Source organism: Aeromonas sp. CD (genome assembly GCF_033349375.1).
Taxonomy (GTDB): Bacteria; Pseudomonadota; Gammaproteobacteria; order Enterobacterales; family Aeromonadaceae; genus Aeromonas; species Aeromonas hydrophila.
The window spans coordinates 2,570,068-2,588,049 of record NZ_CP137631.1 but is presented as its reverse complement, the minus strand read 5'-3'; the positions used below and the strand labels follow the sequence as shown (position 1 = coordinate 2,588,049).

General features: G+C 60.2%; 20 protein-coding genes. 5 read left to right on the top strand and 15 right to left on the bottom strand.

What is annotated here, in order from left to right; all coding sequences use genetic code 11:
* Window position 1 precedes the first annotated feature (1 nt).
* Window positions 2-325 carry an HI1450 family dsDNA-mimic protein gene (locus tag R2E40_RS12035; RefSeq protein ID WP_016350838.1) on the bottom strand — a complete coding sequence of 108 codons (324 nt, stop codon included), beginning with the start codon at window positions 323-325 and terminating at the stop codon, window positions 2-4.
* A gap of 145 nt (window positions 326-470) precedes the next feature.
* On the opposite strand from R2E40_RS12035, the gene R2E40_RS12030 reads away from it, so the two are divergent.
* Window positions 471-605, top strand: a complete 135-nt coding sequence (locus tag R2E40_RS12030) for a hypothetical protein (RefSeq protein WP_256123504.1) — start codon at window positions 471-473, stop codon at window positions 603-605.
* A gap of 18 nt (window positions 606-623) precedes the next feature.
* Here the strand turns inward: R2E40_RS12030 and mtgA are convergent, their stop codons facing one another.
* The 5 genes from mtgA to minC all read right to left on the bottom strand — a co-directional run bounded on the left by mtgA (window position 624) and on the right by minC (window position 3,728).
* A complete protein-coding gene (mtgA, locus tag R2E40_RS12025) occupies window positions 624-1,331 on the bottom strand; it encodes a monofunctional biosynthetic peptidoglycan transglycosylase (protein WP_318165554.1) in 708 nt (235 codons plus the stop codon).
* Window positions 1,332-1,390: 59 nt separating this feature from the next.
* Window positions 1,391-1,717: an HI1450 family dsDNA-mimic protein gene (locus tag R2E40_RS12020; RefSeq protein WP_180345345.1), complete on the bottom strand. Its 327-nt coding sequence runs from the start codon at window positions 1,715-1,717 to the stop codon at window positions 1,391-1,393.
* 188 nt (window positions 1,718-1,905) lie between these two features.
* Entirely contained in the window at window positions 1,906-2,172 is a 267-nt protein-coding gene (gene minE / locus R2E40_RS12015; RefSeq protein WP_011705991.1) for a cell division topological specificity factor MinE, read from the bottom strand.
* Window positions 2,173-2,174: 2 nt separating this feature from the next.
* Window positions 2,175-2,987, bottom strand: a complete 813-nt coding sequence (gene minD / locus R2E40_RS12010) for a septum site-determining protein MinD (protein WP_011705992.1) — start codon at window positions 2,985-2,987, stop codon at window positions 2,175-2,177.
* Window positions 2,988-3,005: 18 nt separating this feature from the next.
* A complete protein-coding gene (minC, locus tag R2E40_RS12005) occupies window positions 3,006-3,728 on the bottom strand; it encodes a septum site-determining protein MinC (protein WP_024945321.1) in 723 nt (240 codons plus the stop codon).
* A 107-nt stretch (window positions 3,729-3,835) separates the two neighbouring features.
* Here minC and R2E40_RS12000 point away from each other — a divergent pair, with 107 nt between their 5' ends.
* Both R2E40_RS12000 and R2E40_RS11995 read left to right on the top strand, forming a co-directional pair.
* Window positions 3,836-4,117 carry a YcgL domain-containing protein gene (locus R2E40_RS12000; RefSeq protein ID WP_011705994.1) on the top strand — a complete coding sequence of 94 codons (282 nt, stop codon included), beginning with the start codon at window positions 3,836-3,838 and terminating at the stop codon, window positions 4,115-4,117.
* Window positions 4,114-5,073 carry a lytic murein transglycosylase gene (locus R2E40_RS11995; protein ID WP_318163443.1) on the top strand — a complete coding sequence of 320 codons (960 nt, stop codon included), beginning with the start codon at window positions 4,114-4,116 and terminating at the stop codon, window positions 5,071-5,073. The genes R2E40_RS12000 and R2E40_RS11995 overlap by 4 nt, the downstream gene beginning before the upstream one ends.
* Before the next feature lie 219 nt (window positions 5,074-5,292).
* On the opposite strand, the gene R2E40_RS11990 is transcribed toward R2E40_RS11995, so the two are convergent.
* From R2E40_RS11990 to R2E40_RS11980, 3 genes are all read right to left on the bottom strand, one after another.
* The gene (locus R2E40_RS11990) at window positions 5,293-6,663 is read right to left on the bottom strand and encodes an L-serine ammonia-lyase (protein ID WP_024945324.1); all 1,371 of its coding nucleotides are present in this window, start codon (window positions 6,661-6,663) and stop codon (window positions 5,293-5,295) included.
* A gap of 277 nt (window positions 6,664-6,940) precedes the next feature.
* Window positions 6,941-8,323, bottom strand: coding sequence for an L-serine ammonia-lyase (locus R2E40_RS11985; protein ID WP_011705997.1), 1,383 nt, complete (start codon window positions 8,321-8,323; stop codon window positions 6,941-6,943).
* Between the two features lie 202 nt (window positions 8,324-8,525).
* Window positions 8,526-8,810 carry a pyrimidine/purine nucleoside phosphorylase gene (locus R2E40_RS11980; RefSeq protein WP_026080125.1) on the bottom strand — a complete coding sequence of 95 codons (285 nt, stop codon included), beginning with the start codon at window positions 8,808-8,810 and terminating at the stop codon, window positions 8,526-8,528.
* A 269-nt stretch (window positions 8,811-9,079) separates the two neighbouring features.
* On the opposite strand from R2E40_RS11980, the gene R2E40_RS11975 reads away from it, so the two are divergent.
* The gene (locus R2E40_RS11975) at window positions 9,080-10,318 is read left to right on the top strand and encodes a dicarboxylate/amino acid:cation symporter (protein WP_011705999.1); all 1,239 of its coding nucleotides are present in this window, start codon (window positions 9,080-9,082) and stop codon (window positions 10,316-10,318) included.
* A gap of 60 nt (window positions 10,319-10,378) precedes the next feature.
* On the opposite strand, the gene R2E40_RS11970 is transcribed toward R2E40_RS11975, so the two are convergent.
* A complete protein-coding gene (locus tag R2E40_RS11970) occupies window positions 10,379-10,774 on the bottom strand; it encodes a MerR family transcriptional regulator (RefSeq protein ID WP_016350830.1) in 396 nt (131 codons plus the stop codon).
* 121 nt (window positions 10,775-10,895) lie between these two features.
* On the opposite strand from R2E40_RS11970, the gene R2E40_RS11965 reads away from it, so the two are divergent.
* A complete protein-coding gene (locus R2E40_RS11965; protein WP_318163442.1) occupies window positions 10,896-12,059 on the top strand; it encodes an acetyl-CoA C-acyltransferase in 1,164 nt (387 codons plus the stop codon).
* Here R2E40_RS11965 and R2E40_RS11960 read toward each other — a convergent pair.
* The 5 genes from R2E40_RS11960 to R2E40_RS11940 form a co-directional block, all read right to left on the bottom strand.
* Window positions 12,056-13,279 (bottom strand): EAL and HDOD domain-containing protein, encoded by a 1,224-nt coding sequence (locus tag R2E40_RS11960; protein ID WP_318163441.1) that lies wholly within the window; start codon window positions 13,277-13,279, stop codon window positions 12,056-12,058. The genes R2E40_RS11965 and R2E40_RS11960 overlap by 4 nt on opposite strands.
* Before the next feature lie 128 nt (window positions 13,280-13,407).
* The gene (locus R2E40_RS11955) at window positions 13,408-14,664 is read right to left on the bottom strand and encodes an OmpP1/FadL family transporter (RefSeq protein WP_318163440.1); all 1,257 of its coding nucleotides are present in this window, start codon (window positions 14,662-14,664) and stop codon (window positions 13,408-13,410) included.
* Between the two features lie 252 nt (window positions 14,665-14,916).
* Window positions 14,917-16,215: an outer membrane protein transport protein gene (locus tag R2E40_RS11950; RefSeq protein WP_024945328.1), complete on the bottom strand. Its 1,299-nt coding sequence runs from the start codon at window positions 16,213-16,215 to the stop codon at window positions 14,917-14,919.
* Between the two features lie 410 nt (window positions 16,216-16,625).
* Window positions 16,626-17,369 (bottom strand): DUF3379 domain-containing protein, encoded by a 744-nt coding sequence (locus R2E40_RS11945; protein ID WP_318163439.1) that lies wholly within the window; start codon window positions 17,367-17,369, stop codon window positions 16,626-16,628.
* On the bottom strand, window positions 17,362-17,952 hold the full coding sequence (locus R2E40_RS11940; RefSeq protein ID WP_017408325.1) for a sigma-70 family RNA polymerase sigma factor: 591 nt from the start codon (window positions 17,950-17,952) through the stop codon (window positions 17,362-17,364). The genes R2E40_RS11945 and R2E40_RS11940 overlap by 8 nt, the downstream gene beginning before the upstream one ends.
* Window positions 17,953-17,982: the final 30 nt, after the last annotated feature.

Genomic DNA, 17,982 nt, shown 5'->3' with positions numbered 1-17,982 from the left:
TTCATGCCTGTTGCTGGCGGTGCCAGCGCACATGGACATCGTGCTCATTGAGATGGCGGGGCAGCAGGAAGGTGGCAAAAATCACCTCAAACTCCTCCTGATGATCCAGCAAGCCGACCCACACCTCGACCCAGCGTTCCATGTCGACCGGCACACCGAGTTCGGCTGACCAGTCGGCGTTGGGCAGGGTCGCCTCGACGGCGCCACGCTGTTCGAATTCCAGGGTGATGTCGACGATTTGTTCGGGGGCCAGCATGTCTGCGGCCTGCTCAAGAAACTGATCATAGGCCCATTCGACCAGTTGATCCGGGGTACGCTGTTCCATGAAATCACTCCAGATACATCGAGGTTCGCTACTGTAGCAATTATTGGCGGTGGCGGCCAGACCAGTGGCCATGGTGCGCCAGGTCTGGGCAAGGGCGCCGGCAAAGGGGTATGGTTGAAGGGGGAATGGCCAAGGGAGAGGTGCCATGAAACGACGGACAAGGCGACAGCAGATCAAACGGCGGCGAGAGGCCTGGTGGTGGCACTATCTGCCGCTGCATCGGGGCACCATAGGCGGCCATCTGGGCCCGCCGGCAGACGATCCGGCCGCCAGTAGTTGAGCCTTGGCGGCCGGATCGTCAATCGGCCTCATGCACCTTGTTGAGGGTGATCTGACCCAGCTGGCCCATCTGACGGCGGATCCAGGCCGAGCGCTGCTGAACGTAGGGTGAAGGAGGCTTGACCCGGTAGCGCCAGGGATTGGGCAGGGCGGCGGCCAGCAGGGAGGCCTCGTAGCGGGTCAGGCGGGCGGCCGGTTTGCCGAAGTAGTGCCTGGCAGCGGCCTCGGCGCCGTAGATGCCGGGCCCGAACTCCACGATATTCAGGTACATCTCGAGGATGCGGGACTTGTCCCAGCCCAGCTCCATCAGCAGGGTGAACCAGGCCTCGATCCCCTTGCGCAGGAAGCTGCGATCGCTCCACATGAAGAGGTTCTTGGCGGTCTGCTGGCTGAGGGTGCTGGCGCCGCGCACCCGCTCGCTGTGCTGATTGTGCTTGAGCGCCGAGCTGATGGCATCCATGTCGAAGCCATTGTGCTCGGCAAAGCGTTGATCTTCGGCGGCGATCACCGCCAGTTGCAGCTCGCGGGAGATCTGCTCGAGCGGCACCCAGTCGTGCTTCACCTCGGCCACCTTGGCCGGTGGAAACAGCGCCCGCTCGAGGCGCCAGGTCCATATGGGCGGATCGATGAAGCGCAGCAATGCCACCGAGACGATGGTGCTGAGCAGTGCCGCCAGCAGCAGTTTGCCGAGCCCGCTCAGCAGGCGTCTGGCGAGGGCGGGACGCACGGGGTCGGGCTCCGGTTCTGGCTCCCAGACGTAGTGGCTGGGATCATCGGGATCCGGAATTATTGGGGCAGCCATTCGATGTGGCAGAACTTCTCGTCAACACGGCGGGAGAGCAGCATGCGGGCGAACAGGTGCTCGTACTCTTCCTGCTCGTTGCCAAGCCCGATCCAGACTTCGGCATAGTCGGCGTCGCTGACTTCGAATCCCACGTCCGCTTCCCAGTCATCGGCCGGATCGGTTTCCGCCAGCAGGCCGCGATCGTTGAACTCCTGATTGAAGCGGGCAATCTCCTGCTCCGGCAGGTTGTCGGAGGCCAGCTCCATGAAGAGTTCCAGAGCGGTGTCGAGCAGTTCCTCGACGCTGTGCATTTCGTCATTCGAAGACATAAGCGGTCTGTTCCAGCTGAAAATAAAAGAAAAACCCCGTCGGCAAGGCCGGCCGGTGGCGCGCGGTATTCTAGCTGGCCCCTGCTTGCTTGGCGAGTACGGCTGGCGGCGCCGTGGCAATAAAAAACCGGATCCTGGCACAGGATCCGGTCTTCATTGGGGGAAGGGGTCACGCATAGGGCGTCAGCTCATCCCTTCTTGTCATCGGCGAAGGTGATGTTGAGCTCCAGCACGGACAACTCATCACTCTTCTTGTCCAGCTGGACCGTGATCTTGTCAGGGTCGATCTGCACATATTTACGGATCACGTCGAGGATATCCTGCTTGAGCTGGGGCAGGTAATCCGGCCCCCCTCTGGATGAACGCTCGTGAGCCACGATGATCTGCAACCGCTCTTTGGCCAGTTGTGCGGTGCTCTGTTTCTTGTTGGAACGAAAATAATCCAATAATGACATGCTTAACTCCCGAACAGTCGGCTAAAGAAGCCCTTCTTTTCTTCTTCCAGAAAACGAAAATCCTTGGTGTCGCCCAGCAGACGGGCAACGGCATCCTCATAGGCCTGACCGGCATCGGACTCCTTGTCCAGGATGACGGGTTCCCCCGAGTTGGAGGCACGCAGCACCGCCTGGGACTCCGGGATCACCCCGAGCAATTTGATGGCCAGGATCTCCTGCACGTCCTGCACGCTCAGCATGTCGCCACGGTTGACGCGAGTCGGGCAGTAGCGGGTGAGCAGCAGGTGTTCCTTGATCGGGTCTTCGCCACGCTCGGCGCGGCGGGACTTGGAGGCCAGGATGCCGAGGATGCGGTCCGAGTCGCGCACCGACGAGACTTCCGGGTTGGTGGTGACGATGGCCTCGTCGGCGAAGTAGAGCGCCATCAGGGCCCCCGCTTCGATCCCCGCCGGGGAGTCGCAGACGATGTAGTCGAACTTCATCTCGGTCAGCTGATCCAGGATCTTCTCGACCCCTTCACGGGTGAGGGCGTCCTTGTCCCGGGTCTGGGAGGCGGGCAGGATGAACAGGTTTTCGCAGCGCTTGTCCTTGATGAGGGCCTGGTTGAGGTTGGCCTCGCCATTGATGACGTTGACGAAGTCATACACCACGCGCCGTTCGCAGCCCATGATGAGGTCCAGATTTCTCAGACCAATGTCAAAATCGATGACCACGGTCTTGTGGCCACGCTGAGCTAAACCGGTACTCAGGGCCGCGCTGGTTGTGGTCTTGCCAACGCCACCTTTACCCGATGTAACGACTATGATTCGCGCCATTCTCGCTTCCTTGTAACTCTATTTGATACGGTCTATACGGAGTTGTTCGTTATCCAGCCGGACATGAACCGGCTGCTGGATGAGGCCGGCCGGCAATGCATCGCTCAGCTGGAATGTGCCTGCGATGGAGAGCAGCTCGGCCTGCAATTGCTGGCAATAGATCCGTGCCTGGGGGTTGCCCTTGGCACCGGCAATGGCCCTGCCGCGCAGAGTGCCATAAATATGAATACTGTCGTCGGCGATCACTTCGGCGCCCGGACTGACCGAACCCAACACCACCAGCGAGGTGCCGGCGGCATAGAGCTGCTGGCCGGAGCGCACCGGGCCCACATGCACCTTGCTCGCTACCAGCGGCGCCGGCACAGCTTTCACCTCGACGATGGGGGCCGGGGCTGGTGCCGGTTCTGGCTGGGGTTGCGGCTCGGCCTTGCGGCTCTTGCCGGAGGCCATCACCGCCAGTCCGGCCGCCTTGGCCGCCGTCTTCATCGCCTCGCTCTGGGCCCCCGTGATCCCGACCAGCACGAAGTCTTCCGATTCCACCAGCTCCTTGAGCTGCTCGAAGTCGGGGATATCGGTGAGCCGTTCCACATTGATGACGAGGGGGGCACAATTAAAAAACTGGGGCGCCTGAGCCACTTTGGCCGCCAGCAACTGGCGGATCCGCTCAGGTTTGCCATCGCTGATATGCAACACAGAAATAGTGAAGGTGGTCCCTTTCAATTCGTTATCGCGCTCAACCATGAATCTTCCCCGAGACAGAGACGGTAATCCGTTATTGTTATTCAATTCCCGATGTTATAGTTTGCCATCCTCAGAGGCAATAAACCGGTTGGATTATATCAATTTCCATGTTGTGTGCAGTCTATAAAAGTCGCAAAAAAGCCGAGACCTATCTTTTTGTTGAAAGAAGAGAGGATTTTTCCCGCGTACCCGAGGTGCTGATGAGTGCATTCGGCCGTCCCGAACTGGTATTGATGACCAAACTGGACCCAGCCAAGCCCTTGGGGATCGCCTCCACCAGCCGGGTGATGGAGGCGCTGCAGAGTCAGGGTTTCTATCTGCAGGTGCCACCGCCACCGGAAAACCTGCTGGAACAACACAAGGCCCAATTAAAGGCCGAACGGGAATGAAGGGTCGGCTGGCTCTGTTATTGATAAGCGGGATCATCAGTTACCCGCTGCAGGCCAGCCCCGATTTTGAACATTATGTGACGGGTCTCAAACAAGAGGCCCTGGCCGCCGGGATCTCGCCGGCGACGGTCACTGCCGCCTTCGCCGATATTCACCTCATTGAGGTCGCCATTCGGCACGATAAAAATCAGCCGGAATTTAAACAGACCCTCGCCACTTATATTCCTCGCGCCGTGCCGCAATGGAAAGTCAATCAAGCCAAACGGCTATATCGTCAGTATTTGCCGCTGCTCACAAAAATAGGGGCGGAATATGATGTGCAACCGCGTTTTATTGTCGCGCTGTGGGGCATTGAAACCAATTTCGGCAAATTGACCGGCAAATATCCGCTGGTGTCGTCATTGGCGACCCTGGCCTGGGAGGGGCGCCGTGAAGCCTTCTTCAAGGGGCAGTTGTTCGATGCCCTGCGCATTCTGGAGCAGCAGAAAATGGCGCCAGCCGATCTCAAGGGATCCTGGGCCGGCGCCATGGGACAGGTGCAGTTCATGCCCTCGTCCTATCTTAAATATGCGGTCGATCAGGACGGGGACGGCAAGCAGGATCTATGGGGCAATCTGGCGGATGTGTTTGGTTCGGCAGCCAATTATCTGCATCAGAACGGCTGGCACGGGGATGAAACCTGGGGTCGTCGGGTGAGGGTACCGGCAGGGCTGGATCCTGCGCTGGTCGGACTGGAGGAGACCCGGGCGCTGTCGGCATGGCAGGCTCTCGGAGTGCGCAAAGCAGATGGGACAGACTTGCCGCAGGCGTTGCTGCAAGCCTCGCTGGTGCAGCCCGATGGGGAGGGCGGGGCAGCCTATCTCGCCTATCCCAATTATCGGGTGCTGCGGGACTGGAATCGCTCCCACTATTTCGTGGTGGCGGTGGGCACCCTGGCCGATCGTATCGTGGAATAATCGATAATGGTGCCGCCGGATTTGTCGCCGGGGGCAAGCAGCGAGCGTGGGAATAGCGATCGGAATGGTGCCGCCGGATTTGCCATTGGGGGCAAGCCATCAGCGTGGGAATAACGATCGGAGGCGGCGGACTCGCCGGACGAGACGGGACGGAATATCCAAACGACAGACAATAAAAACGGCGGGAATTCCCGCCGTTTTTATTGTTGCCACGCCGACTTATTCGCAGGCGACTTGCATCACCTTGATGGCCAGGCCACCGCGGGAGGTTTCACGGTACTTGGAGTCCATGTCCTTGCCGGTGATGTACATGGTCTCGATGACCTTGTCCAGCGAGACGCGCGGCTTGGAGGTGCGACGCAGCGCCATGCGGGAGGCGTTGACCGCCTTCATGGCGGCGATGGCGTTGCGCTCGATGCAGGGTACCTGCACCTGACCGGCGACCGGGTCACAGGTCAGACCCAGGTTGTGTTCCATGCCGATCTCGGCGGCTTCACAGACGTGCTCCGGGCTGCCGCCCATCAACTCGGTCAGACCGGCGGCGGCCATGGAGCAGGAGACGCCTACTTCACCCTGACAGCCCACTTCGGCGCCGGAGATGGAAGCGTTCATCTTGTAGAGCATGCCGACGGCGGCTGCGGCCAGATAGAAGCGGGTGTAGTCGTCGCGGCCAACCGGCTGGATGAACTTGTCGTAGTAGGCCAGCACGGCCGGGATGATGCCGGCGGCACCGTTGGTCGGCGCGGTCACCACACGGCCACCGGCCGCGTTCTCTTCACTCACCGCCAGGGCGAACATGTTGACCCAGTCCACGATGTTCATCGGATCGTTGGAGAGGTTCTCGTTGGTGGTCAGCTGACGATAGAGCGGCGCGGCGCGGCGCGGTACGCGCAGCGGGCCGGCGAGAACGCCCTCGGTGCGGCAGCCACGCTCGATACCTTCACGCATGGTGGTCCAGATCTTGCCAAGTTTCTTGTAGATCTCTTCCGGGGTATTGAAGCACTTCTCGTTCTCCATCATCAGGGCGGAGATGGAGAGGCCGGTCTGGCTGCAGTGGGCGATGAGCTCGGCCGCGCTCTTGAACGGGTAGCTGACGGACATGTCGCCGCTGTCGGCCTTGCCGAAGTTCTCTTCGTCAACGATGAAGCCACCGCCGATGGAGTAGTAGGTCTTGCTGTAGACGGCAGTATCTTCGATGAAGGCGGTCAGCTTCATGCCGTTTTCATGCAGCGGCAGGGCTTCGTCATGGAATACCATGGCGTCGCGCGGGAAGCTGACGGTATGGCAGTGCAGGCCGATGGGCAGACGACCGGTCTGCTCGACGCGGGAGATGAACTCGGGGATGCCGTCGATGTCGACATTTTCCGGCAGGTTGCCCGCCAGACCCATGATGATAGCGGTATCGGTGTGGTGACCTTTGCCGGTCCAGGAGAGTGAGCCGTAGACATCGACCTGGATCCGGGTGATGTCACGGATCTTGCCGCCTGCACGCAGTTCATCCACGAACTGTTTGGCTGCTTTCATCGGGCCGACAGTGTGGGAAGAGGAGGGGCCAACACCGATTTTGAAGATATCAAAAACGCTGATCATGTAACAATTACCTCAGGATAGAAGGGGGCGCCATGCCCACTCGCAGAAACGGGGTGATCCATGGGACGAGGGCGTCGTCGCCGAGGTCAATGAACCAGATAACCACAGTGTAACGGCTCAAAGCCCAAAAAAAGTTGAAATAGATCTATTTTTGTTGAATCAGAGCGGGCGAGTATAAAATTTATTTTGATGCTTATCCATTTTGTTAAGCGTTTGCCCATAAAAATACCCGACAATGCCGGGTATTTAGGAACCAAATGGAGCAAGTTACCGATTTTTAACACTCGGTAATGTTAACCGCCAGGCCACCGCGGGCGGTTTCCTTGTATTTGGTCTTCATGTCGTTGCCGGTTTCCCACATGGTCTTGATCACCTTGTCCAGCGACACCTTGTGCTCGCCGGTACCGCGCAGGGCCAGGCGCGCGGCGTTGATCGCCTTGACCGCCCCCATGGCGTTGCGCTCGATGCAGGGCACCTGCACCTGACCACCTACCGGATCGCAGGTGAGCCCAAGGTTGTGCTCCATGCCTATTTCGGCGGCGTTTTCGACAATCGCCGGGCTGCCGCCCAGGATCTCGGTCAGCGCCCCCGCCGCCATGGAGCAGGCGACGCCCACCTCGCCCTGGCAGCCCACCTCGGCGCCGGAGAGCGATGCGTTCTTCTTGTAAAGGATGCCGATGGCGGCGGCGGCGAGGAAGTAGCTCAGCAGCAGCTCATCATCCACCTTGCGCACGAAGCGATCGTAGTAGTGCAGCACGGCGGGGATGATGCCGGCTGCGCCGTTGGTGGGGGCGGTCACCACCCGGCCGCCGGCGGCGTTCTCCTCGTTGACGGCCAGCGCGAACAGATCCACCCACTCCATCACCATCAGCGGATCCTTGTTGAAATTGGTCTCGCAGCTGAGCTGACGATAGAGCGCCGGGGCCCGCCGTTTCACCTTGAGGCCGCCGGGCAGCACCCCCTCGCTGCGGCAACCGCGCTCGACGCAGCCCTGCATGGCCTGCCAGATCTTGCGCAGGCCGGCCTTGATCTCGGCTTCGGTGCGAAACACCTTCTCGTTGGCCAGCATCACGCCGGAGATGGAGAGGCCGCTCTCCTGGCAGTGGGCCAGCAACTGGGCGCCGCTCTCGAACGGGTAGGGGATGGGGTGGGCCGCATCGAAGCGGGCGGCCTCCTCCTTGGCGTTGGCGAAGTGGCTCTCCTCGATGATGAAACCGCCGCCGATGGAGTAGTAGGTCTGGCTAAACAGCAGCTGTTCCCCGGCGAAGGCGCGCAGGGTCATGCCGTTGGAGTGGGCGGGCAGGGTCTTGCGCCGGTTGAAGATGATGGCGCCGCTGCGGGCAAACTGGCTCGGCTGTTCACCCGCCAGCAGCAGCGACTGGCTGCGCTCCACTTCGGTCAAAAAGGCGGGGATGGCTTCGATGTCCACCGACTCGGGTTCGAAACCGGCCAGTCCCAGGATGATGGCCTTGCCGGTGCCATGGCCCTTGCCGGTCTGGCCGAGCGAGCCGTAGCACTCCACTTCTACCCGTTCGGTGCTGGGCAGCACACCCTGCTGCTTGAGCGCGTTAACAAAGGCGTAGGAGGCGCGCATCGGCCCCACGGTATGAGAAGAAGAGGGACCGATCCCGATGGAAAACAGGTCGAAGACACTGATCATGACACCACTCCGATTATGGGTTTCGTCTAAATATTGTAAATTTTTTGTAGTCGATGGAAAGCGGGAAAACCGAGGGGTGTGATGGCGGCACGCAAATGAAAGCAAGGATGGGTGGCAAAGAGGAGGGCGCTTTGCGTCAAAAAAGAAGGAGCGGCCCGGGGGCTGCTCCTTTGTGCGTGTTCAGGCAAGGGTTGCCGGCGGTTTAATCGAGAAACTCGCACAGATAGGCGGTGGGGGTTTTCACTTCCAGCTTGAAGGAGGAGTGGCCGGCCACGTCGAAGGATTGACCCTGCTCATAGGTGTGCCATTCGTCTTCATCGGCCAGCTGGATGGTGAGCGCACCCTTGACCACCGTCATCCTCTCGGGGGCGGCGGTATTGAACTGGTAGTCACCGGCTTCCATCACACCCACAGTGGCTTTGTCGCCTTTTTGCTCGAAACCGATGGATTTTACATTTCCATCAAAATACTCGTTAACTTTCAGCATGTTTTCATCCCTGTATGCACGTTTGCCCAGCCAAAATAGCACAATCTTTTGCCAGTTGTCATGAATAAAGCGGGAAAAATTGCCGTGAGCCTTTTGAATCTTTACTTTGTTGCAAACTTATCAATAACTCCCGTTAACGATTTGACGATTTAAAACAGCGAATAAATATGAGATAAAGCGCGCGCTCAGGGGAATGGACAGCTGCTCATCCCCTGTTTGGTTGATTGCACTGGGAAAGTGCGAATATTTGCTACTTAAAGGAACATTCTGTGTTAACAAAAGGACTCATTAAGAACGTTGGCTTCCAGGTAGTGGTCGCCATGGTGCTGGGGGCACTGGTGGGGGCGTTCATGGGTGAACAAGCCACCGTGTTTGCACCGCTCGGTACTCTCTTCATCCAGCTGATCAAGATGCTGGTGATCCCGCTGGTGGCGGTGGCCATCCTGTCGGGGGCGGCCAACCTCGGCGCCAGCCCGGCGGCGGGCAAGATTGGCGTCACCACGCTGGCCTTCTTCCTCGGTACTTCGGCGCTGGCGGTACTGCTGGCCCTGGTGATGGGGCAGATCTTCAAACCCGGTGTCGGGGTCGAGTTCGGCTCCATGGCCTCCATGTTCTCCGGTGACTATGCCGACAAGGGCGCGCTGCCCGATGCGGTCGCCACCCTGCTCGGGATGATCCCGACCAACGTCTTCCAGTCGCTCAACGAAGCCAACATACTGCAGATCCTGGTGTTCTGCATGTTCCTCGGCATCGCCCTGGCCAAGCAACCCCGCGAGCGGGCCAAACCCCTGGTGGACGGCCTCAACACCCTGGTGGATGCCTTCGTCTGGATGATCAACAAGGTGATGCTGATCGCGCCGCTCGGCGTGTTCGGCCTGATGGCCGATGCCATCGGCACCTACGGTTTCGACGTGCTGACCCTGGTGCTCAAGCTGTTCGTGGTCTATCTGGCCGCCATCCTGATCTTCGCCTTTGTGGTCTATCCGCTGCTGATCGTGCTGTTCTCCAACACGCCGGTACGCAAGTATCTGTCTGCCATGAAGAAGCCGCAGATCGTCGCCTTCTCCACCGCCTCTTCCATGGCGACCCTGCCGGTCAACATGGAGACCTGCGAGGAGGAGTTGAAGGTGACCAATGCCACGGCCTCCTTCGTGCTGCCGTTGGGCGCCACCATCAACATGAGCGGCAACGCCATCTATTACGGCCTGGTCGCCATCTTCTTCGCCCAGGTCTACCAGATCGATCTCTCCATGGGTGCCTGGGCCGCCATCATAGTGACCGCCACCCTGGGGGCCATCGGCCAGGCCGGCGTGCCGGGCCCGAGCTTCCTGGTGGTCGCCGTGCTGCTGGCAGCCGGGATCCCCATCGAAGGGCTGCCGCTGTTGTTTGCGCTGGATCGCCTGTTCGACATGATCCGTACCGCCCTCAACATCACCGGCGATGCGGCCTGCGCCGTCATCGTCGACCGCTACAGCCCGGATTACGATCCGGACCGCTGGAACAAATAATCCAGCTGCAATGAACAAGGGGCCCGCGGGCCCCTTTCTTTATGCTTGTTGCTGTGACCGTCAGCCGAGCTGAGCGAGCGCCTGCTGGCAGCGCTGCTCGGCGGCGTCCAGCTCCAGCAGCACCATCTTGATGTCTTCCAGCTGCTGCTGCAGGGTCTCCCGTTTGTCGGCCACCAGCCCCAGCATGGTCTGCAGCTGGGTACGGCTGCTCTTGTCCGCATCGTAGAGATCGAACAGATCGCGGATATCCGCCAGGCTGAAGCCCAGTCGCTTGCCGCGCAGGGTCAGCTTGAGTCGCACTCGGTCCTGCCGACTGTAGATCCGGGTCTGTCCCTGGCGGGCAGGATTCAAAAGTCCCTGATCTTCATAAAAACGAATACTTCGGGTCGTAACATCAAATTCACGGGCCAGTTCGCTGATGCTGTAGGTCCGCGTGTCATCCTTGGTTCGGTTCATGGCGCTATCTTGACTGTCAATCCTGGCTGGCACCTTACCCAAACGTCAACTGCCCCGCAAGTCTTGTTCCCGCAGCGGTGGCAGCATATGTTATTTCAATGTAACAAGGAGAGTGCAATTGATGGATATCGTGATTGTTGCGGCCAAACGTACCCCCATGGGGGCCTTCCAGGGAGCCCTGGCCAACCTGACGGCACCCGAACTGGGCGCCTGTGCCATTGCTGCGGCCATGGCAGAAGCGGGGCTCAGGGGAGAGCAGATCGATGAAGCCTATCTGGGCAACGTGCTGAGTGCCGGGGTCGGCCAGGCACCCGCCCGTCAGGCGGTATTGAAGGCGGGTCTGCCGGACAGCATCCCCTGCACCACGGTCAACAAGGTGTGCGGCTCCGGCATGAAGGCGGTGATGCTGGCGGCCGATGGGTTGCGGCTCGGCGACACGAACGTGGTGATCGCCGGCGGGATGGAGAGCATGAGCCGTGCCCCCTATCTGCTCGACAAGGCGCGCAGCGGTTTTCGGATGGGGCACCAGAGCGTGCTCGATCACATGTTCCTCGACGGACTGCAGGATGCCTACGAAGGCCAGCTGATGGGGCATTATGCCCAGCTGAGCGCCGATCGCGCCGGGTTGACCCGTGCCGACATGGATGCCTTTGCCATCGCATCGCTGGAGCGGGCGCTGGCGGCCCAGCGCAGCGGGGCCTTTGCGGCGGAGCTGGCGCCGGTGAGGGCCGCAGATACCCTGCTGCTGGCCGAGGATGAGCAGCCTGCCAAGGCCAGGCCCGAGAAGATCCCCCAGCTCAAGCCGGCCTTCAGCAAGACGGGCACCATCACGGCGGCCAATGCCAGCTCCATCTCGGATGGCGCGGCGGCGCTGATCCTGATGCGCTCCGACACTGCCGCGCAGCTGGGGCTGCCGGTGCTGGCGCGACTGGTGGGTTATCAGAGCCATGCGGCCCTGCCCGTCGAGTTTACCAGCGCGCCGATCGGGGCCATCAAGGGCCTGCTGGCCAAGGTGGGTTGGCGGGTGGAGGAGGTGGACTTGTTCGAGGTCAACGAGGCGTTTGCCATGGTCAGCCTGCTGGCGATGGCCGGTTGCCAGCTGCCCCATGACAAGGTCAACGTGAATGGCGGCGCCTGCGCGCTCGGTCATCCGCTGGGGGCGAGTGGTGCCAGGATCCTGGTGACCCTGATCCATGCCTTGCGCGAACGCGGTCTCAAACGCGGGGTGGCCAGTCTGTGCATCGGGGGCGGGGAGGCGACGGCGGTCGCCATCGAGCTGGGTTAATCTGTTTCCGCCATCGCCTGGAGTTGCTGGTTGACCCAGGCGGTGGCGGTCAGATAGAGCTGACTGACCTTCTCTTCATTGAGCCCGAGCCGGGCCGTTCTGGCCGTGATCCGCTGCCAGTTCGCACTCTCGTAATCCTCGCAAAACGACAGATAGAACCCCAGGTTGCCCTTGCGTTCCAGCAGGGCGACCCGGATCTCCTCGATCAGCGGAATGGTGCCGAGCAGCTTGTCCATCGGCTGTTCCATCAACACATCGAGCAGGGAGAAGAGGCCGGTGATGAAGGCCTGCTGGGCTTCCTGGGTCGGTGCATGGGTGTGGGCCAGCAGCTCGCAGAAGCGGGCCCGGATCATCGACATCTGATAGAGCTCGGCACTCTTGCCGTGGCCGGCGCTGGTGGCGGCGACCAGGGTTACGAAGCGTTTGAGTTGGGTGTGGCCGAGATAGACCGCCGCCTGGCGAAAGGAGGAGATGGGATTGGCGTGGCTTTTGAGGTGATTGACGTAACGCAGCAACTTGAGGGACAGGGAGATGTCCTGACTCAGCAGTTGCTCGATGCGGTTGAGGTCGGGTTCGGGCTGGTTGACCACGTTGAGCAGTTGCATCACTACCACCTGGGCCGGCTCCATGGTCGCCTGCTTGACCATCTCGGGTCGACTGAAGAAGAAGCCCTGGAACAGATCGATGCCGAGGCGCTTGACCCGTTCAAATTCCGCCTTGTCTTCCACCTTCTCCGCCAGATAGGTGAGCTTGAGCTGCTGATGCTGCTGGATGAACACCTTGATCTGCAGCAGCGACGTGGCGCGCAGATCGAACTTGATGATGTGGATGTAGGGGAGGAAGCGCTCCCAGTCCGGCGACAGGGTGAAGTCGTCGAGGGCGAGCTGATAGCCCAGCCCGTGCAACTGCTTCACCTTGGCCAGCAGCGCATCGTCGGGATCGGCATCTTCCAGGATCTCGATCACCGCCTTCTCCGGCGGCAGGCACTCGGCCAGACCATCGAGCAGCAGGGAGTGGGGAAAGTTGATGAAGCAGGGGCGACCGCCGAGCAGCTGATCGATGTTCTGTTGCAGGAACTGTTCGACCACCAGCCTGGCGGTGGCCTGCTGGGAGGAGATGGAGGGGAACACGTTATCCAGACTGTCGCGAAACAGCAGCTCATAGGCGTGGGTCTTCAACTCCCGATCCAGGATGGGCTGCCTTGCTACGTAGGAATACATGCATCTCTCCAGCGTGTGTACTGGATTGATTTTATTGTGAAGCACTCCACTATGCCAGCGCTTGGGGACCAGAAACGGTCAATAACTGGCATAGTGTTTGAATGAGCGGGCGGGAGAGCCCGCTCGCATCAGAACAGGTAATTGAGCTGCAGACCAGCCAGCCAGGCGTCCCCTTCCGAGGTGCCCTGGAAGGTGGAGGTGGTCTGCGGGATGCCGGGTTTGAGCTGCATGGTCTCGCTCACGTCCACCTTCTTGCCGTCGATCAGTGTCACCCCCAGATCCAGCGAGAGGTTGCGATCGATCTGATAACCCACGCCGGCGCTGTACCAGACCCGATCCGAGTCGGGGATGGAGATGGTGCGGCGATCCGCCGGGACCGGGCTGCGGTCGTAGGCAAGGCCTGAACGCAGCTGCCATTGGGGAGCCAGCTGATAGGTCAGACCCAGCGCATAGCGCCAGCTGTCTTCCCAGTGCTCGTCCTTGATGTGCATGACACCGTGGTGATCGAGCTCGGACTCGAGCTGCACGAACTTGCTCCAGTTGGTCCAGTTGATGCTCGAATGCAGCGCCAGTGCCGGCGTCAGCTGATGGAACAGGGCCAGCTCGGCGGTGGCGGGCAGCGGCAGATCCAGGCTGCCGGTATCGGTGAAGGGTTGCCCGTTCTGATCGATGCCGATGGCGTCGCCGGAGAGCTTCAGGGTGACGTCGTGGCGGTAGGAGAGACCGACGCGGGTCGCTTCCGACAGCTCCAGCAGGGTGCCCAGGTTCCAGCCCATGGCCCAGCCATCCCCTTTCAGGTGCTTGGCGATCTGGTTGTTGGACGGGAAGGTGCCACCCACTTCCCCTTCGCCCTGAATGGCGGAGAGGCCGGCACCGACGGACCAGACGCGGTTGACGCGGTAGGCCAGCGACGCACCCAGATCCACGGTCTTGATGTCGGAGACATTGCCGAAGTGACCGGCATTGTAGTTGTCCGGCATCTTGACGCCGAGCCCGTAATAGGAGGTGGCAGCCAGCCCCAGGCGCCACTGGTCGTTGAGCGGTACTATGAGGTAGGCGTTGGGCACCCAGGCATCATCGGCGATGTCGTGGGCCGCCGCATCCAGGCTGACCGGCCCCTTGGGGGTCGGTACCCGGGTGGTGCCCTCGATGTTGACGTCGGGGCGCACATAGATGAAGCCACCGGAGAAGGCCATGGTATCGAAACGGGTCATGGCGGCGGCGTTGCGGGAGAGTACGCTGGCATTGTCGGCGATGGCGGCTTCGCCGGCGAAGGCGCGGCCCATGCCGGTTGCGGATTGCTCGGCCAGCTGAAAACCTGCCGCCTGGGCCTGGCTCGACAGCACCAGCAGGGCGATGAGAGACGGCTTCATGATGGAGTGCATTGCATTGTCCTTGAAAATGAACCTGAAGTTCGAACGTTCTTATGGTTGGAGGCAGGATTTTATATGGTATGACCAGTAAGGCAACGGGCGTGGGGGCGAGGGGATGAAAACGGGATTAAATGCTGGGGGATGTGCTGCTAATAGCTTGATAAAAAAAGAAAAGCGTACAGTTGTTTACTACAGATGTACGCTGAAACATGAATTTGGAATAAAAAAGAGCGCCCGCAGGCGCTCTGGTCAATTCGCTGATTATCAGAACTTCATGTTGAACTGAGCGGAAGCGAGGAAGGCGTTGCCGTGGGAGGTGCCTTTCCAGCGCAGGGCTTCGTTGCTTTCGACCAGCTTCTCGTTGACGTCCACTTTCTTGCCGTCCAGATAGGCCATGCCGAAGTCGACGCTCATGTCCTTGTCGATGTGGTAGGTGGCGCCAGCGCTATACCATACGCGGTCGGAATCCGGGATGCTCAGGCTGCGGTATTCCGGCTCGATCGGGGTGTTGTCGTAGGCAAAGCCGATACGGGCTTCCCAAGAGGGGTTGACGTACCAGGTACCACCCAGAGAGTAACGGGTGGAGTCCTTGAACTTCTCCGGCTTGTAGAGGCAGACGCCGGCACCGTCGGTGCTGTTGCACTGACCGCTGGTGGCTTTGAGCTCCTGGAAGGCGCTCCAGTCGGTCCAGTTGACGGAGTAGTGCACGGCAAACTGCTGGTTCAGACGGTGGTAACCGGCGAACTCGGCCTGGGCCGGCAGATCCAACGGCAGTTCGCCACCGACGGTCTTGAAGCCGGAAGAGGTGCCCTGGTAGTCACCCTTGAACTTCAGGTCTACCTGGGAGCGATAGGTCAGTGCGAAGCGGTTGTTCTCGTTCACTTCATACATGGTGCCCACGTTCCAGCCGTAACCCCAGTCGTCGCCCTTCAGGTGGCTGACGATGGTGTCCTTGCCGATACCCGGCACGCTGCTCAGCGGCGGCACGGCGGCCAGTACGCCGGCACGGCGGTTCAGCTCAGCCTTGGCATAGACCAGGTTCAGACCGGCGCCGACGCTGAAGTGCTGGTTGACGCGGTAGGCGATGTTCGGGTTGATGTTGAAGGTGAGCAGTTCGGTGTTACCGGCAATGGAGCCACCGTTGAAGTTCTCGGTGTACTCGGTCGACAGACCGTAGTTGGAGAACAGGCCGATACCCCAGGCCCACTGGTCGTTCAGCGGCTGGATGAAGTAGGTGGCGGGCACGAAGGCGCTCGGCGCAATGCCGCTTTCGCTGGCACCGGCCATCTTGGCGGAGCCTGCATAGATGTCACCATTTACATCCACGTCCGGCTTGATATAGGTACCGGAGACAGAGAACGCCATCTTGTCAAACTGGGTCATGGCTGCCGGGTTGCGGGACAACACGGAGGCGTTGTCCGCCACGGCGGCTTCCCCTGCATACGCACGACCCAGGCCGGAGGCTGAGTGTTCGTTCAATTGGAACGCGGCGGCGAAGGTTTGGGTACTGGCCAGGGTGACGGCGGCAGCGATCAGGCTCTTTTTGAAAAAGGCAGTTGTCATAGTGTTCTCTCTTGTAGGCAGATTTTCCGTCGGCATCAGGGCTATTTTGCCTCTGTATGTGACAAGATCTGTTGTTATTTCAGCTTCTTCCCATTCAATTCTGGCGTGATTCTATGGATCTGGTAGGAGGTAAGAAATCAGACCAGTGACAGCAGAATACATAAAAGTTTCCAGAGTGTTAATCATTTGTTTGAATTCGCCGCTTAAATAGTCTCTTTTACCATTAATTGGATAAAAAACACCCACATACGGCGATCTGCATCACAAAAATATTTTTGGGTATTTGCGGGGAATGAGCGGCGAATAGGGGAGAATCGTGACGGGAAAGGAGATAAACGGGCAGCCAACCTGATTGGTCTGCCCGTTGGCTTGACCCGGTTTGAGGCGAGTCAAGATTGGGTTAATGCCTGTTAAATCGACCAGTGCAGCCGGGATTCCAGCTGCTCTGCCACCGGCGCCAGCGGCTCCTCCATCCCACCGATCAGCACCATGTTGGCCCCCTTGAGTTGCAGGATCTCGCCCTTGAGCTGGCCATCTTCAAAGCTGGGCTGCAGGGTGAGTGGCACGTGTTTGGGCACCAGGAACAGGGTGACCGGGCCCATCTTGCCCTGCAATACCATGTGCAGCGCCGGCCCCTGATAGAAGGAGCAGTGGTTGACATAGGTGATCTTCAGCCCCTGCATGCCCATCAAGGTGGCGCCATATTTCTCCATCTTGGCGTTGATGGTGTGCAAGCTCACCTGCTCGTCCACATCCTTGATGAAGGGCTCCTCACCATAGACGTGGGCCATGGCGACCTGGGCCAGCGAGAGCTCGTCGGGAGCGGCCAGCGGCCAGCTCAGCCAGCGAGTGCTCATGCCGAGCAGGAAGGCGACTGAGGCAGCCATCGCCAGCGCACGCCAGTTGTTGTGCGGGCGCACCGGCAGGGGAACCACCTGTTCCTGATCAGCTTCCAGCGCCTGTCTGAGCAGGATGCGTTCGGCCAGCCCGGCCGGCACCTCGACCTCCATCGCTCGCTGTAGGCTGCGATCGAGCTGCTTCATCTCGTCCAGATGCTTGCGATTGGCGGGGGAGCGCTGGGCCTGCGCGAGAAACGCGGGATCCTGCTCATGTGGATGGGCTATGGCCCGACGGCGAAATTCCAGCTCATCCATTGGTGTGTCCTCTCTGTTGGGTCGTTGACTCCATGGCCTCTTTTATCTGATTGCGGGCCCGAAACAGGCGAGTCATGACGGTGTTCTTGTTGAGCCCCAGCTGCGCCGCGATCTCGTCGCCGCTAAAGCCCCCCAGCACCTGCAGCAGCAGGGGTTCCTGATATTCGGCCGGCAGGCGGGCGATGTGGCGTCTGAGCCACTCGTTCTCCATCTCTTGCTCGCTGTGCAGTGCCTCCTGATCGCTCTGGGGATGCTCGTCGAGATCGACGAGGTCAAACTGTTTGCGCTCGAACCGGCGTGCATTTTCCCGCCGCAGTATGGTGATGAGCCAGGCCTTGGCGGCCTTGTCGTCGAGCAGGGAGTCGATGCTCTTCCAGGCGCGCAGAAAGGTCTCCTGCACCAGATCTTCCGCCACTTGCGGATCCCGGCACAGCCAGTAGGCGTAGCGGTAGATGTCCCCGTGCAGGGCATGTACCAAGGCTTCGTATTTGGTTTGTTTGTCTGCCATACCTCCATAGACCGGGGAGGTCGTGGGATCCTTTCCGACCGTGGCACCTTTTTTTCTGAAAAAACCTAAAGCCATCGCTGGGCTTCCTTATTTGAATGAAGGCCA